The 16,561-nt window shown below is 70.5% G+C and carries 11 protein-coding genes; 10 read left to right on the forward strand and 1 reads right to left on the reverse strand.

Features of this window, described 5'->3' with window-relative positions:
- Positions 1 to 158: 158 nt before the first annotated feature.
- From AB0I77_RS47530 to AB0I77_RS47570, 9 genes are all read left to right on the forward strand, one after another.
- Positions 159 to 3,830, forward strand: coding sequence for a LamG-like jellyroll fold domain-containing protein (locus tag AB0I77_RS47530; RefSeq protein ID WP_363289195.1), 3,672 nt, complete (start codon positions 159 to 161; stop codon positions 3,828 to 3,830).
- 342 nt (positions 3,831 to 4,172) lie between these two features.
- A complete protein-coding gene (locus tag AB0I77_RS47535) occupies positions 4,173 to 5,615 on the forward strand; it encodes a hypothetical protein (protein WP_363289196.1) in 1,443 nt (480 codons plus the stop codon).
- 25 nt (positions 5,616 to 5,640) lie between these two features.
- On the forward strand, positions 5,641 to 6,399 hold the full coding sequence (locus AB0I77_RS47540) for a nitroreductase (protein ID WP_363289197.1): 759 nt from the start codon (positions 5,641 to 5,643) through the stop codon (positions 6,397 to 6,399).
- Positions 6,390 to 8,030: a hypothetical protein gene (locus tag AB0I77_RS47545; protein WP_363289198.1), complete on the forward strand. Its 1,641-nt coding sequence runs from the start codon at positions 6,390 to 6,392 to the stop codon at positions 8,028 to 8,030. Before AB0I77_RS47540 ends, AB0I77_RS47545 begins: the two co-directional genes overlap by 10 nt.
- A 51-nt stretch (positions 8,031 to 8,081) precedes the next feature.
- A complete protein-coding gene (locus tag AB0I77_RS47550) occupies positions 8,082 to 8,528 on the forward strand; it encodes a hypothetical protein (RefSeq protein WP_363289199.1) in 447 nt (148 codons plus the stop codon).
- Positions 8,525 to 8,935 (forward strand): hypothetical protein, encoded by a 411-nt coding sequence (locus tag AB0I77_RS47555; protein ID WP_363289200.1) that lies wholly within the window; start codon positions 8,525 to 8,527, stop codon positions 8,933 to 8,935. The genes AB0I77_RS47550 and AB0I77_RS47555 overlap by 4 nt, the downstream gene beginning before the upstream one ends.
- Positions 8,932 to 10,209, forward strand: a complete 1,278-nt coding sequence (locus AB0I77_RS47560) for an acyl-CoA dehydrogenase family protein (protein WP_363289201.1) — start codon at positions 8,932 to 8,934, stop codon at positions 10,207 to 10,209. The genes AB0I77_RS47555 and AB0I77_RS47560 overlap by 4 nt, the downstream gene beginning before the upstream one ends.
- A 21-nt stretch (positions 10,210 to 10,230) precedes the next feature.
- Entirely contained in the window at positions 10,231 to 11,427 is a 1,197-nt protein-coding gene (locus AB0I77_RS47565; protein WP_363289202.1) for a cytochrome P450, read from the forward strand.
- Positions 11,424 to 12,212, forward strand: a complete 789-nt coding sequence (locus AB0I77_RS47570) for a class I SAM-dependent methyltransferase (RefSeq protein ID WP_363289204.1) — start codon at positions 11,424 to 11,426, stop codon at positions 12,210 to 12,212. The genes AB0I77_RS47565 and AB0I77_RS47570 overlap by 4 nt, the downstream gene beginning before the upstream one ends.
- Before the next feature lie 70 nt (positions 12,213 to 12,282).
- Here the strand turns inward: AB0I77_RS47570 and AB0I77_RS47575 are convergent, their stop codons facing one another.
- On the reverse strand, positions 12,283 to 14,202 hold the full coding sequence (locus AB0I77_RS47575; protein WP_363289205.1) for a Dyp-type peroxidase: 1,920 nt from the start codon (positions 14,200 to 14,202) through the stop codon (positions 12,283 to 12,285).
- Positions 14,203 to 14,601: 399 nt separating this feature from the next.
- Here AB0I77_RS47575 and AB0I77_RS47580 point away from each other — a divergent pair, with 399 nt between their 5' ends.
- Positions 14,602 to 16,506, forward strand: a complete 1,905-nt coding sequence (locus AB0I77_RS47580) for a galactose oxidase early set domain-containing protein (protein ID WP_363289206.1) — start codon at positions 14,602 to 14,604, stop codon at positions 16,504 to 16,506.
- The last annotated feature ends 55 nt before the right edge of the window (positions 16,507 to 16,561 follow it).

The raw sequence follows: 16,561 nt of genomic DNA on the forward strand, positions 1-16,561 counted from the left end.
TGCTAGCTTCGCCGAACCGGTTCGACTCGCCCCACCTCCACCATCCGACACAGCCCGAACCCCGGCCGCCGGTCCGGCCGGCGGGAAGAGATGGCCGGACGCGAGCCGGCCGAAGTGGGTCAACCGGAACCGCTCCCCCGATGATGAGGACGCAATCCATGCCATCCGCTGACAGATCCGCCCGGCGCCGAGCCGCGGCCGCCGTGGCACTGACTCTGGGCGCGGGCCTGCTGGCCGCACCGTCCGTCTCCGCACAGGCGGCCGACGCACCCCCGCCCGCCGCCCGCTACACCTTCGACCAGGACGACCTCGCCTCGGGCAGCATCACCGACAGCTCCGGCAACGGACTGACGGCGAGCCTGGTGAACGGCGACACCGCCGCCTCCGTCGCGGGCACGGACGGGGGCAAGGCGCTCGCCCTGCCCGGCGGGGCGCCCACCTCGAACGGCGCGTACGTCCGCCTCCCCCGCGAAGTACTGGGTGACGCAACGGACTTGACCGTCTCGGCCCGCGTGAAGTGGAGCGACGACACGTCGCCCTGGCAGCGGATCTTCGACCTGGGGACCAACAACACGAAGTACCTCTTCACCACCCCGAACAACAACGGCGGGCTGTTGCAGACCTCCGCCACCACCGGTGGAGGGGGCGCGGAGGCACAGGTCCGCGGGTACGCGCCGCTCCCCGCCGACCAGTGGCGGACCATCACCGTCACCCTGGACACCTCCGCCGGCCGGCTCACCACCTACCTCGACGGCGTGGCGGTCTCCTCCACCGAGACCGGCGTCAAGGCGAAGGACCTGCTGGACAGCTCGGCCACGTCCGCCGGTTACCTGGGCAAGTCCTTCTACCCGGACCCGCTGCTCAAGGGCGCGATCGACGACTTCACCGTGTGGCACTCGGCGCTCAGCCCGGAGCAGGTGGCCGGCACGGCCGGGAGCCTGCCCACCCTCCAGGAGATCTCGCGGACGTCCTTCGAGGCCCGTACGACGACCGGGACCGCCCCGTCCCTCCCGGCCACCGTCCGCTCCTCCTTCTCCGACGGCTACGACCGCGACACCCCGATCGCCTGGGACGCCGTACCGTCCGACAAGTACGCCCGGCCCGGCACGTTCACGGTGGCCGGGACCGCGGCCGGGCGGGCCGTGCAGGCGACCGTCACCGTGGTCCGCGAGGGGCAGCTCTCCGTCGACCTCGGCTCGGACACCGGCGCGTTCCACGGCGGCGCCTCCGGCACCCTCTACGGCGTGTACGGGGCGGACGTCCCCACCAACAACCTCATCGAGGGCATGGGCCTGCGCACGGTCTCCACAAAGGCACAGGACGGCCCGCAGCACCCCGGCGCCGACGCACTGGACGTGGTCAAGCCGCTCGCCGACTCGACGAACGGCGATGTGTACATCTACATGACCGACATCCACCGCGGCTTCCCCTACCAGTGGCCGGGTGACACACCCGAGGAGAAGCTCAAGCTCTACCGGGAGAAGATCGCGAAGCAGGTCGACCAGGTCCTGCGACTGCCGAAGCAGTACCAGGACAACATCGTCTTCGTGCCGTTCAACGAGCCCGAGGGCAACATGTTCGGCACCGGCGAGTGGAGCTACGACAAGGTCAGCTGGCTCAGCGACCCCGACGACTACTTCGCCGCCTGGGACGACTTCTACCAGCTCATCAAGAGCAAGATGCCCGACGCCCGCATCGCCGGCCCCAACACCAGCGTCCTCTACGACCAGGTCAAGGGCTTCCTCACGCACACCCTGGCCGCCGGCACCCTCCCGGACGTCATCACCTGGCACGAGCTGAGCCACCCGGAGGCGGTGCGCGAGAGCGTCGCCAAGTACCGGGCGTGGGAGAAGGAGTTGTTCAAGGGCACCGACCGCGAGGGGACCCAACTCCCCGTCAACATCAACGAGTACGCCTTCAACTACCACACCTCGGTGCCCGGCCAGATGATCCAGTGGGTGTCCGCGATCGAGGAGTCCAAGGTGGACGCCGACATCGCCTACTGGAACATCGACGGCAACCTCTCCGACTCCGCTGTGCAGTCGGGCCGCGGCAACGGCCAGTGGTGGCTGCTCAACTCGTACGCCTCGATGAGCGGGCACACGGTGAACGTGACGCCGCCGTTCCCCGGTGAGAACTACACGATGCAGGGCGTCGGCACGCTGGACGAGAAGAAGAAGCAGGCCCGGCTGATCTTCGGCGGCTCCACCGGCAAGGGCCACATCACCTTCGACAACGTGCCGAAGAAGCTCTTCGGGGACCGCGTGCACGCCTGGGTGAAGGAGATCGACTGGAGCGGGCAGGTGGGCGACTCCTCCGGCCCGAAGCTGCTCACGGAGCAGAACCTGAAGGTCGGTGACGACGGCACGGTGGTCGTCGACTTCGGCGACGGCGCGCTGCCGAAGCTGGCGGAGTCCTCGGCGTACGAGATCGTCCTCAGCCCGGCCGGGAAGGCGAAGGGCACGCAGTCCCCGCCCGTGCGCTGGCAGGGTTCGTACGAGGCGGAGGACGCCGCGCACACCGGGTCCGGCTACTCCAAGAACGGCCCGGAGGGCTCGCCGCGCGACGTGTCGAAGTTCTACACCTCCGGCGGGTACGACGTGGGCGGCCTGCGCACCGGATCCGACGTCACGCTCGACCTCACCGTGGACGTGCCGCAGGACGGCACCTACGACCTGAGTGTCTTCGCCAACTCCCTCAACACCTTCGACAAGGTGAAGGAGCAGGGACCCACCAACGTCTTCCTGCGCGTGGACGGCAAGGCCGACAGCGAGCAGGAGCTGTATCTGCCGCTGGGCTACAAGTGGGTGGTGTGGGACCACACCGACACCAAGGTCCAGCTCACCAAGGGCAAGCACACCCTCACGCTCGCCGCGAAGAGCGCCGACGGCAAGCGCGTCACGAAGGGCGACGCCATCGTCGACCGCCTCACCCTGTCTTTGCCGGAGGCTTCAGCCGGCACGCAGGCGTACGAGGGCGAGCTGGCCTGGCTGGACGGCGGAGCGCGACCCGTCTACGACCTGCCGAAGCAGGCGGCCACCGGATCGGGCGCGGCCCGGCTCGCCAAGGGCCAGACCGCCACCTTCTGGGTCTACTCCCCCGCCGACCGCGAGGCCACCCTCAGAGTCGACACCCTCGGCGGCACGGGCGCCCGGCTCTCCGTCAACGGGCACGACGTCCTGCGCCTGGCCAAGGGCGAGAGCAGCGTGGCGGTCTCCCTCTCGGGCGGCGTCAACAAGGTGACGGTGACCGGAGGTTCGTCCACCACCCTCGTCGACCGCCTCACCGTCACCCCGACCGAGGGCGCCCTCGATACGCGTACGTACGAGGCGGGCACCGCCAAGCTCGCGGGCTCGGCCAGGCTGACCCCGCTCTCCCTGGCCACCGCCGGCACGGCGATCACCGGCATCGGCGGCGAACCCGGCAACGGCAACACCGCGACGTTCACTGTCGGCGCCGACCGGACCGGCCTGTACGCGCTGCGCATCCGCTACTCCAACCCCGAGCAGGCCGAGGCCACCCACTACAACCCCGACCCGCTCGCCCGTCATGCCGACATCGGCGTCAACGGCGGCGAGGCGCGGCGCGTGAGCTTCCCGCACAGCTTCCATCAGAACAACTTCTGGGAGCTGACCGTCCCCGTCCACCTGAAGAAGGGACAGAACACGATCACCTTCCGCTCCGAGGAACTGCCGAACTTCGACGGCGGCACCTACGCCTCGGACACCTTCCCCGGCGTACTGCTCCGCTCCCGCTACGCACCGCTGATCGACCGGATTACCGTGGCGCCGTACGCACGGGAGGCACGAGAGGCACGAGAGGCGCGATGACGTAACCACCACCGGCGGCGAGGTGAGGTGCACGCCCACTTCGCCGCCTTTTCGGCAGGCCCGTCAAGTCGCACAAGCAGTGAATGGACGCATTCGACCGGCGCACAGAGGGGCGCACGCCATAATGAATAAATCGTGCGCCTGCGTGGCGTCGGATAATACGCCGACAGCCACGTCCTGAAAGAAACCTTCCTGCACATCCGGGAAGATGAGGCCCTTGCGCGGTCCACGGAACCCCTGCACACTCGTCAGGGTCGGTTATCGACGCTGGGGAACTCCCGGGGGGTCACGCGAATGGCTTGGCTCGCACTTGGATATTTTCTTTCCTATATTCCCTACGCCATGCTCGTAAAAGCGGTGTCCAGCGGAGTTTCGCCACTCGCGGGAGAACCGGTCGACGGCCTGGTGCTCCTGCCGGCGGCGGCCCTGGGCCAGCTGGTCGTGATGCCGCTCTTCCTGATGGCGAGCGGATGGTGGGGCTACGCAGGGCAGCGCGAGATTCCGAGGCTGGGCCGCGTCCGCCTGCCGGGCAGGGAAACACTGCTGGCGGGGTTCTTCGCCTCGCTCATCATCGCCACCACAACGCTGAATTTCACCTTCGCCGGTGTTTCCATCCTTCTCGTGCTGCTGCTGATGCGCGGGGGTGTGCTGATCCTTTCACCGCTGATCGACTCGGCGCGTAAACGGAAGGTCCCCGGCTCGGCATGGGCTGCACTGACTTTCAGCCTGCTGGCCGTTTCGGTGGCTCTCGGTGATGTGAACAGCTACCACCTCACCCTGGCGACGGTGTTGAGCGTGCTCACCTATCTCGCGGGTTACGTGGGGCGGTTCGAGATTATGAGCCGCGTGGCCAAGACCGGAGTGAAGGAAACCGATCGCCGCTATTTCGTGGAGGAGCACGCCGCCGCGCCGGTTTTCCTGGTCGGGATCCTGGCGGCGGCGGCCCTGGCCGGGCAACCGGAGTTACGCACCGGATTCACCGCCTTCCTCACCACTCCCACCGCCTGGGCAGCCGTCGGCATCGGCATGGCGTACGAGGTGCTGTTCGTCTTCGGCACGCTGATCTACCTCGACCGCCGCGTGTACACCTGGTGCGTCCCGGCCAACCGGTGCGCCAGTCTGCTGTCGGGCCTGGTCGCCTCGTACGCCCTGGCCGGGCTGGCCGGGCTGCCGGTGCCGGGGAACGCTCAGCTTCTCGCGCTCGTCTTCATCGTCACCGCCATCGCGTCCTTGTCCTACCCCGCGGCGGTCTCCTGGTGGCGGGAGCGCGGCACAGGCGCGCGCCGGGTGCTGTTCGTCTGCGGCGGCAACACCTCACGCTCGCCCATGGCGGAGGTCATCGCCCGGGCCCATGCCACGCAGGCGGGCGGCAGCGCCCGCGGTGTGCGCTTCGCCAGTGCGGGAGTCTCCCCCGCACGGCCGGGAGCGCCGTTGGCCCCCGCCGCCCGGACCGCTCTCGCCGAGCTCGGTCTACGGCGCGTGCCCGGCCCCGCGAACCCGCGCCGCCACCGGGCGCGGGCGATCACCCCCAGGCTGTGTCGCGACAGCTCCGTCATCTACTGCATGACGCGCTCGCACCGCGACGCCGTGCTCGCCCTGGCGCCCGACGCGGAGCACCGCACCCTCTGCCTGGACCCGAACGGCGACGTCCCCAACCCCGAGGGGCAGTCGGCCGAGGTCTACCACCAGTGCGCCCGCCGCATCCAGGAGCTGGTCCGCACCCGTCTGCACGAGTTCCTCGGCAGCGATCCCGGCCCCGACGTCCATGCGGCCGGGCTCAGTTGAGGCGCGAGGGAGTGATGACGTACCCATGACGGTCCATGACGAGCCCACGTGCGAGAACCCGGCGAAGGTACTGGCGCAGGACCTCGTGCCGTACGACGGCAGCGCGGACCGCGACCCGCGCTCAGACGGCCTGTCCCTGATCGCGTCCCGCCACTGCAAGCGCGCCTTCCTCGATCGGCCGGTTGCCCGGGACGTCCTGGCGGAGGTGCTTCTCGCCGCGGGCCAGGCGCCCTCCAGCCGCAATATTCAGCCGTGGCGGCTGACGGTGGTGACCGGCGGCCCGCTGGACGCGCTGGTCCGCACGCTCTGTGAGGGCTTCGACCGCGGAGAGCAGCCACGGCCGGACTGCGCCAACCGCACGCCGACGCTCGACGACACCGCGGCCGAACGCGCCCGCGCCGCCCTGACCGGAGTGCTGCGCGCCAAGGGCCACGCCCCCGACGACCCTTCGGCCGCCCGGGCCCATCTCCGCGACAACCTGCGCTTCTACGGCGCGCCGGCCGCCCTGGTCTGCCACGTCCCCGGCGACGCGGTGTCCGGGACCTTCCTGGAAGCCGGACTCTTCCTTCAGAACGTCATGCTCGGCCTGGTCGCCCGAGGACTCGGCAGCTGCCCGCAGTTCAGCGTCGCGGGCTACGCGGACGCGCTGCGCCGGAAGCTGGACATCGACGCCGACCGGATCATCGTCTGCACCATGGCCGTCGGATACCCCGACGAGGCGGCGCCGGTGAACCAGTTCGTCCCGCAGCGGGCTCGCCTGGAGGAGTACGTCCATTGGAGCTGACCGAGGGGAGCAGCGGCGGCCCTGGTGCGGTGCGCCGGGCCCGCCTGGTGGCCGTGGCCGCCGAACCCGACGATCTCAGCAGCGCCCGGCTGCGCTGCCTCGACGGGGTGGCCGAGTCCCTGGAGGTCCGGGCCGACCTGCTCGGCGATCCCGATCCGGCCCAGCTGCGCAAGCACTTCACGGGCACTCTGACGTACTGTCTGCGCACCCCGGCGCCTGGCGGCGGCCACGACCCCGTCCCGGCCGAGCGGCGCACGCGGCTGCTGCGCGCCGCGGAGCACTACGACATGGTCGATCTGGAGTGGCCCCACGATCTGGCGCGGCCGGAGCTGCTGGCCGCCGTGCCCGCGCGGCGGCGGCGCGTCTCCTGGCGCGGGACACTTCCGGCCGGGCGGGGCACCGACGGCCACGCGGCCCTGAGGGAACAGTTCGCCTCCCTGCGGGCCGTGCCCGCGGCGCTTTATCTCCTCGATGTCGATGTCGATGCCGACGCCCGCTCCCCGGGCCCGCAGCCACAGCAGGCGGGCGAGGACGGCGGCACGGCGGCTCCGTCGCTGCTGGCCGGCCTCGGGCGCGGGGACGTCACCGCGTTCGCGTCCGGGCCCGCCGGTACCTGGACCCGCATCCTGGCCCCTTGGCTGGGCGCACCCGTGGTGTTCGGCCGGGTCTCGGCGCCGGGCCCGGACGGCATGCCGAGCGTCGGGCAACTGGTCACCGACTACGGGCTGCCCGAACTGCCCCCGCTGCGCGGCCTCTTCGGCATCGCGGGCCGCAACTCAGGGCGTTCGCTGTCGCCGCGCCTGCACAACGCCGCGCTGCGTACGCTGGGCCTGCCCGCGCTGTATCTCCCGTTCCAGGCGGAGGCTCTGGCGCCGTTCTGGCGGGCCGCCGTCCGCTTCGGGGAGGAGAGCGGACTGCCGGTGCGGGGGCTGACCGTGACCGCCCCCCACAAGGAGACCGCCCTCGCGCTGGCGGACGTGGCGAGCCCGACGGCCCTCCAGTGCGGTGCGGCGAACCTCCTGTGGCAGGAGGAGGGGTTCTGGCGGGCCGACACCACCGACACGGTCGGGGCCCTGCACGCACTGGCCCGGGCCGGGATCGACCCGGCGGGCCTGCGGGCCGCGGTCGTCGGATGCGGCGGGGCCGGCCGAGCGGTCGCAGTGGCCCTGCTGGGGGCAGGGGCTGATGTGACCCTCGTCAACCGGGGACACGAGCGGGGCCGGGACTCCGCACGGCGCATGCGTGTCCCGTTCGTACCGCTGTCCGGGTTCAGCGCGGCCGGCTACGGCGTGCTGGTCCAGGCCACGCCGCTGGTGGAGCGGCCGCCCTTTCCCGTCGCGACGGCCGATCCCGAGGCCACCGTGCTGGAGATGGCGTACCGAGACCCGCCCACCGAGCTGATGGAGGCGGCGCGCGCCCGCGGTCTGCTCGGCATCGACGGCTGGGAGGTGCTGCTCGTCGAAGTCCAGGAGCAGTTCCGGCTGCTGACGGGGCATCCGATGCCGCCCGCCGTGCTGCGCGCCCTGTGCGCCGACCGTGCGCGGGCCCCGGCGGTCGGCACATCGGCACAGGCCGGCCCCGGCGCCTGTCACGGGCCGGCCGACGGCCTGCACCTGGCGCCCGGCCCATGAACCCCCCGCGGAAGACCGCGGGGCGAACCTCTGGGGAAGGGAGAGCACCTCGTGACCATCAACTCGGTGGCCGGTACGACATCATCGGCCGAGCCGCTCGCACCGGACGGCCCTGACATATCGGCCCTGTTGGGCGACTGGCTCAACACCGACCGCGGCGCGGTGTCCAAGAGCCCTCTCCGGCTGACCGTCGCCCAGTGCGGAACGGGCCTGACCGTACGGGCCTTCGGCAGCGCCCCGGCTGACGGCCGCCGCGCGGCGGGTCGCCAGCCGCGCGACTGGGGCGAGGTACCGGCGGCCGTCTACACCGCGCCCGGTACGCCGTCCGTGGCCTGGTCGTTCGCCGCCGTCTACGAACTCGGCGGGCTCCGCACCGTTGTGTCCGCCTACTACAAGACCGGCATCCTCGTGGCCACCGCCTCCAGCGTGCCCCTCGACGGCGGGGGCCCCGGCGAGTGGACCCGCTCGTTCTTCCACCGGGCGGGGGAGGTCGTATGACGACGGCACCGCAGACCGACCTGGCCGACCTCACCGGCGGGTGGGTCAACTTCGACACCACGGCCACCGGCATCCGGCTCGTCGACGCCGTGGCGGACGAGGGCCGACTCGCGCTGAGCATCGCCGAGGGCGGCCCCGGCGTCCCCGACACCCACACCGCACTCGCCGCCACACCGCTGGTGGACGCGGGCGGCGACGGCCCGGCCGTGGGATTCCTCGCCGAGGGACGGCTCGGCGCCCGGACCGCCATCCTCTGCGGCTATCTCAACCGCGGCCTGCTGACCATCGACGTCCACACGGCCCACCCCGGTGACCAGCGGGTGCCGCCCGTGATGTACCGCGCCCACTACTACCGCCCGGGACTCGCCCAGCCGTCCGAACCACCGGAAGGGGCACCCCTCCCATGACCGCCGACCTGGTGCACGGCCCTCCCCCTCCGCACGGTCCGATGCTCGGAGACCAGGCCGCCCTCGACCGTGCCCGGAAGCTGGCCGCCGAGACGTTCTCCGCCCGCGCGGACGACTACGACCGCAGGGCCGCCTTCCCGGCCGAGGACTTCGACGACCTCTTCGCGGCCGGACTGCTGGCCGCCGCCGTACCGCGCGAGTACGGCGGACTGGGCTTCGGCCCGCAGCGGCGCAACACGCTGGCGCTGTGGGAACTGACCACCACCCTCGCCTCGGCCGATCTGTCGCTGGCGCGCTGCTGGGAGGGGCACGCCAACTCCCTGGTGCTCATCGACGCCCTGGGAACGCCCGAGCAGAAGCGGCGCTGGTTCGCGGGCGTGGTCGAGCGCGGGGCGAAGTGGGTGGCCTGGAGCGGCGAGCCCCGGGCCCCCAAGCCCGGGGAGACCAGCCGTTTCGGCACCGCGCTCACCCCGGTCGAGGGCGGCTGGACCGTACGGGGCACCAAGGCGTTCGCCACCAGCGCCACCGGCGCCCAGTGGGCCATCCTGTTCGTCGACCCGGCCGGACCCGGCGGAGCCCGGCACGCGCAAACCGCCCGTCACGCGCAACCCGCCCCGAACGGCCAGGCAGCCGCGAGCAGCAGGGCCGCGGGCAGCGAACTGCTCATGCTCGCCTGCGATCTGTCGGACCCGACCGTGAGCGTCGACAGCACGTGGTGGGATCCGGTGGGCATGCGCGCGACGGTCAGCCACCTGGTGCGGTTCGACGACACGTTCATCCCCCGGGACCACCTCATCGGCGCCCCCGGCAGCTATCTCAGCGGGCAGTGGCAGGCCGCGTTCGTCCCCCACTACGCCTCCAGCTTCCTGGGCGCCGCCCAGGCCGCGTGCGCGTACGGGCTGGCGTACATCAAGAAGCAGGACAAGGGCGCCGACCCGTACGTGCGGCAGCGGGCGGGCAGCATGGCGGTCAACGTGGACACCGCCCGTCTGTGGCTGCGTCATGTCGCGGCGCTGTGGGACGAGGGCCGGGCGGACGAGGCCAGGATCGCCGGCAGCAAGGCCCGGCATGTCATCGAGCACCTGGCGGAGGAGACCGTGCACCACTGCATCCGTGCCTGCGGCGCCCGCAGCCTGGTGCGCCCCAGCCCGGTGGAGCGGATCCTGCGCGACCTGACCTTCTACCAGCGCCACGACAACGACGACCACATTCTCGCCACCATCGGCCGCGCCGCACTCGGCGACGACCACGACCCGTCCTTCCACAAACCCTGAGTCGAGTGAGGAGTGGCTTCGATGGCCGTGCCGAGCCCGCCGATGGCCTTCCCTTTCGACACCCGTGACCACACCGAGGTGTTCGAGAGGCTGGCCCGGCTGCGTGGATACGAACCCGCGACCCGTGTGGTCGTCGCCAGTGGCCACGAGGTGTGGCTGATGACCCGGTACGAGGACGTACGTCAGGTGCTGCGCGATCGGCGTTTCAGCGTCACGGCCCACACCGGGCCCGACGCGCCCCGGCTGTTCACCACCCCGTTCCCGGCCGGTGTCACCCTCATCCGGGACACCGAGCCGCCGGACCACGCCCGGCTGCGGCGGCTGGTCATGCCGGAGTTCAGGGCGCGGCAGGTCCACCGGTCGCTGACGGTGATCCAGAAGATCACTGACGGTCTGCTCGACACCATGGCCGAGACCGGCCCGCCCGCCGACCTGGTCGCCGGCTTCGCCCGCCCCCTGCCCGTGGCCGTGATCTGCGCCTGGCTGGGCGTCCCGGCCGGGGACAGCCACCGGATCCTGGCTCTGGCGGACACGATGAACGGCAGGGGCCCCCTGGAGCGGATCACGGCGGCCCAGCGGGAGATGTGCGCGTACCTGGCCGCCCTGATGGACGCCCGGCGCGCGGCGCCCGGCGACGATCTGTTCAGCGCCCTGGTCACCGCTCATGACGAGCAGGGGGCGCTCTCCGACGCCGAGTTGACCGGCATCGGGGTCAGTCTGCTGTTCGCGGGCCACACGGTCGTCACCGCCGTCCTGGCCTCCGCCCTGCGCACGCTGCTGCACCGGCCCGCCGATCTCGCACGGCTGCGGGAGGACCCGGCGTTCGCGGAGAGCGCGGTGGAGGAACTGCTGCGGTATCACCTCGTGTTGAGGGACGGTCAGATCAGGACGGCCACCGAGGACGTCGACATCGCCGGGGTCACCGTCCGGGCCGGAGAGTCCGTCGTGGTCTCGATCAACTCCGCCAACCACGACCCGGACGTCTTCGCCGACGCCGAGCGCCTCGATCTGGGCCGTGACCCCAATCCGCATGTGGCCTTCGGCCACGGCATCCACCGCTGCCTCGCCTCCCACCTGGCGCGGGCGGAGCTGCGGATCGCCCTCACGTCGCTGCTGGCCCGCTTTCCCAGCCTTCGGCCGGCGGACCCCGAGGCGTCCGCCGACTGGAAGGGGCACCAGCGCATCCAGGCCATCGCCGCCCTTCCCGTCACCTGGTGAGCACCTTTCCGTCTCCGGCCCACCGTGCCGCCTCGCCCCGGCAGGCGTCCTACATCTCCACGAAGACCGGTCAGTTCGCCTACTTCGACTCCCAACTCGGCCGCCCGGACTGGTCCGGGCGCCGGGTGCTGGACTTCGGCGGGAACGTCGGCACGTTTCTGGAGGAGTCCGCGGGACGCGTCCAGCCGTCGCTGTACTGGTGTGTGGACGTGCTGCGGACCGCCATCGAGGAGGGACGACGGCGCACACCGCGGGCCCACTGGATCTTCTACGACCGGTACAACCCGCAGTTCAATCCCGGCGGAGTCCCCGGACTCGAACTGCCCGACCTGGAAACGCGTTTCGACTACATCCTCGCCTACTCGGTCTTCACCCACACGCCGGACGACGAGACCGTGGAACTGGTGCGTGCGCTGCGGTCGCTGCTGACCGACGACGGGGTGCTCGCCTTCACCTTCCTCGACCCGGACTGGGCGCCGCGGGACAAGGGACACGAGTCCAACGTGCGGTGGCGGCTGAACAGCCGCTCCTTGGGGAAGGCGCCGGAGCCGCGCCCGGTTCCGGCGCGCCTGGACGCCGTCGTCGAGCACGCGCGCGAGGCGCTCTGGTGCGCGGTCGTGGACCACACCCTGGTGTTCGACGCCCGCGGCCCGGTCGGCCCGTGCGGGCGGTACGACGTGCTGTGGAGCCCGGACCACGCGAGATCGCTCTTCCCAGCCGCCGAGGTACGCCCGCCGGTCGCGCCGGAGCGGCAGCACTGCTGTCTCATCGGCCCGAAGGACTGAACCGGTGGACCGGCGCAGCCCACCCGCCCAAGGGCGAGTGGGCTGAAGGGGCGACGCGCGCGGTGGGACGTCAGCGCAGTGCGGTGTCGGTGTGCCAGATCGCCTTGCCCTGGTGGTAGATCACCACGTTCCCGTCCGTCTGGACGACGAGCTTGGCCTCGGGTTTGCCCGCGGTGCCGGAGGTCCAGAGCTTCTGGTCGATCTGGTTGCCCTCCTTCACGGTGCAGACGAAGAACTCCCCGTCGGCGAACCTGGCCTGCGTCTTCTCGCGGGCCGGGTTGGCGGTGTCCGCGGACCACAGAACCCTGTCGTTGCTGTTGTCGATGACCACGAGGTTGCCGTCCGGCTGGAGGAACAGCCGCACCGTGCCCGAGTCGACCGTGTCGCGCTCGGTGTTGTCGAAGCTGCCGACCGTGAAGATCGTGAAGCCCGAGACGACCATGTTGGTGTTCATCCGGCCCTCGGCCAGCTGGTCGATGACCGAGACCGACGGCACGAAGGCGTACACCGCGCCCTCGGTCCGTACGAACTGCGCGAAACTCAGCGCGACCGGCTCGCCGCCCTGGGGGCGCTCCCAGCGGACCACGGTCTCCTCACCCGCCACGGGGTCGGATCCGGTGGGGAACGGGCCCGGGTCCACCTTCTCGTGGTGGGTGTCGGGGTTGGGCTTGGGGAACGTCTCGTCGTTCATCCAGTCCCGCTGGATGAACTCGAACTGCCGGAAGAGATCGGCCTGATAGCAGACGAACACCAGGCCGCGCGGCGCGTCCGGACCGTTGAGCGCCGAGGCGGACGGGTCGAACGGCAGGCCGTAGGGGATGCCGCGGCGCATGAGCCTGCGGTGGTTGAACTTCGTGTCCGGGTGGAACTCCTTGTCTTTGCCCCTGACGGGGAAGCCGTCACGGGGGTTGGTCTTGCGCAGGTGGGACCAGAGCGGGGTGGTCGTCCCCTGCGGGTCGTCCCGGAACGAGATCAGGTTGTCGTTCGACGACTCGGCGTTGTACGACATGTCCGCGTGCGGACACTTCGCCACCGGAGTGCCGGAGCGCCAGCGTCCGACGAGCCGGGCCGCCAGCCATTCGGTCGTCGCCTCCGGAGGCGCGGCCTTCGCCTCCTTCAGCACCTTCAGCTGCGCGGCCACGCCGGCCCACCAGCCGGGGACGTCCTGGGCAAGCCGGCGCACCACCTGGAACGAGCCGTGCTGCGCCCACTCCGGGTAGGGCAGGGGGTGCGGGCGCTCCCGCTCCAGCCCGACGACGAACTCGCCGGGCTTGATGAGGATGGTGCCGGGATGGCCCTTCTCGTAGACCGGGTTGTCGGGGTCGGGCTCGTCGAGGTGCTTGATCGCCGGCTCGCTGACGCCGTCCTTGAAGCCGAAGTGCTCCCTGCCCCGGCGGGGGCCCTCGAGGGTGGCGCCCTCCTGCTCGTAGACGGTGACGATGCTGGCGCGGGCGAGATCCTGACGGACGTCTCCGAGGGTGGCCCGCAGTACGTGCGGCTGGTCGGCCGCGAGGGTGAGCACCGCGTGGACCCGTCCGTCGCCGAAGTTGCCGAAGAGCCAGTTCTGCGGGGCGTTCTGACCCGTGTCGCCGAGAGCCTCCGCCCGCTTGGCCGGGCCCTCGACGAAGGCTTTGAGCGGTCCGTCGGTGCTGTTGCTGTCGACGCCGGGCAGCGGGTTGTGGCCGGTGAGGAACGACAGGCCTTCGAAGGTGAGGCTGAGGCCGTACCACAGCGCGTTCAGGTTCCTCGGGTCGTCGCCACCCGAGTATGAGCGGGCCCGGGAGAATTCCCTGTTGAACGACGCCACCTGCTTGGTCGTGGCGATGAGCGGCCGCAACTGTTTCAACCACGTACGCGCCGTTTCCGGGCTCTCGAACCGCAGGAACAGCAGCTGCATGTGGTCTTTCTTGAACCCGGCGAGTACGTCACCCTGAGTCTCGGCGTCCTCGCGGAGGAAAAGGTTGTGGGGGTCGGTCGTTGCTGTGGCCATGCGTGCGCTTCCTCCGGAGAATTTCGCGGAATGATGTCGGCTCCTGCTACCCCGTCGGAATTGACGATAGAGACGCGTTCCGATGCGGATGCAGAAAAAGCCGGGGGTTCACCCGGATGGCGGAGCGCACGTCCGTAACGACGTGAAATACCGCTGCGCAAGGAGTGAGTGACAGGTCGTACGTGTTTTCGGATGTTACAGCGGATCGATTTATGGAAAGGTTGGGAATACCCCTTCCGGCGCATCCGCCGCAGCCCCCCTTCGCATTTATCTCCCCTTTTCTGCGCCCCTGCTTTCCCCACACGCTTTTCCCCTCCCGCATGCCCTCGGACGGCTAGGAGAGCCATGTCCCCACAAAAGATTTCCGCTGCCTTTCTGGCGTGCGCACTCGTATCCGCGGTGACCGCCACGACGGTCCTCACCGCGCCTTCCGTGTATGCGCACGACGGGGTCCATCACAGTGAAGTCGCCGACGACCCGGGCGAGTCCGAAAAGGTCCGTGTGACCGATCGGCAGATCAAGAAAGAGATGAGAGAGGACGAGGCCGCCGTCCTGGGCGAGGCGCACGCCAAGGAGCACGCCGGCCTCCGGGCCACGGCCAAGGCCATGGGCGAGTACCCGCAGTCGACCCGCACGGCGAGGCTGAAGGAGCTGACGAAGTCCCAGGCGGAGACCAACAAGCAGTTCGCGCCCGCGAAGTTCGGCCGGTTCGCGGAGTACTTCCCCTCACCGGACTACGGCGACCACATCGCCATGCTGCCCACCGGCAAGGTGCTGCTCTTCTCCTTCGAGCCGATCGAGGACAACCCCCAGAAGGAGACCGCCCCCACCGACGTCATCGGCAAGGAGAACGCCGGCCGCGCGTATCTGTGGGACCCGGCCAAGGGCACGGGACGCGACGCCTTCAAGAACGTGGCTCCGCCCATGGTGGTGATGCCCGACGGCAAGAACGAGGCGCGGCCGGCACCGTTCTTCTGTGCCGGCCACGCGTTCCTGCCCAATGGCATGCTCGGGGTGTTCGGCGGCAACCTCGGCGGCAACGGGGGCAGCGGTGCCAAGCTGTCACTCGTCTTCGACCCCTGGACCGAGACCTGGCACCGCAACGCGGACATGTCGGTCGGGCGCTGGTATCCCGGCGTCGTGGAGGGGCCCGACGGCCGACTGCTCATCATGTCGGGCCAGTCGGAGCTCGGCTGGGGCACCCCCACCCCCATCGTCGAGCGCTTCCCCGCCAAGTCGCACCCGGTGCCGTGGCAGAAGGCCGACGTGCCCGCGAACGTACCGGTCGACACGTTCCGTGCCCAGGCGCCCTTCACCAAGGACTATCCACAGCTGTTCACGCTGCGCGACGGCAAGGTCTACGGCCTCGGCCGGCAGCTCGACGAGCAGTACGTCTTCGACCTGAACACGGAGTCCCGCGCGAAGCTGCCGGACCGGCCCAACATTCCCTGCAAGGACACGAGGGACGGCAACGGCGAGGGCTGCAACCCCGAGCGCATCTACGGCTCCGCGGTGCCGCTGCCCAACGGTTTCCAGGGCCCGGACTCGGTCCTGCTCCTCGGCGGCAACCGGGACGACCCGAACACCTACGAGCTGACCAAGGGCAAGACCTGGAACAAGCGCGAGCCCCGCGCCTTCGGCCGGGCGAACGACAGCACTCTCCTGCTGCCGGACGGCAAGCTGTTCACGGTCAACGGTTCCTTCCACATCCGCAACTACGGCAACGGCCTGTACAACCCGAACGCCCTGCCCAAGTACCGCCACACCGAGGCGCGCGACGAGAACGGCAGCTGGACGCTCGGCCCGGTGCAGCGGCTGCCGCGCGGCTACCACTCCAACGCGGTCCTCATGCCCGACGGGCGGATCCTGGTCACCGGCGACGAGGCGCAGCAGATCGCCAACGACCCTGACATCAAGGACGACATGCACGGCAGCATCGAGATGTTCGAGCCGTGGTATCTGCACGTCGGCAACCGGCCCCAGCTGAACAGGGCCCCGGCCGGTGCGCTGAACTACGACTCCGCCTTCACGGTGCAGACCTCCACGCCGGGACGGGTCACCGACGCCGTCCTGGTGGCGCCGACGACCGCCACCCACTCGACGAACCCCAGCCAGCGCCACCTGAAGCTGAAGATCAACAGCCGTGACGGCAACACGCTGAGCCTTCAGACGCCGGAAACGGCGGCCGACGCCCCGCCCGGATGGCACATGCTGTTCCTGCTGGACGAGCGAGGCGTGCCGAGCATCGCGAAGTGGGTGAAGCTGGAGCCCGCTCAGGGCGCGTCCTCGTCGGGCCGCGATTAACGTCTCCGAGCCTGGACCTCATGGGGCCCTGCCGTGGTTACGGTGGGGCCCCGCC

The organism is Streptomyces sp. NPDC050619, from assembly GCF_040654815.1.
In the GTDB taxonomy this organism is placed as follows: Bacteria; Actinomycetota; Actinomycetes; order Streptomycetales; family Streptomycetaceae; genus Streptomyces.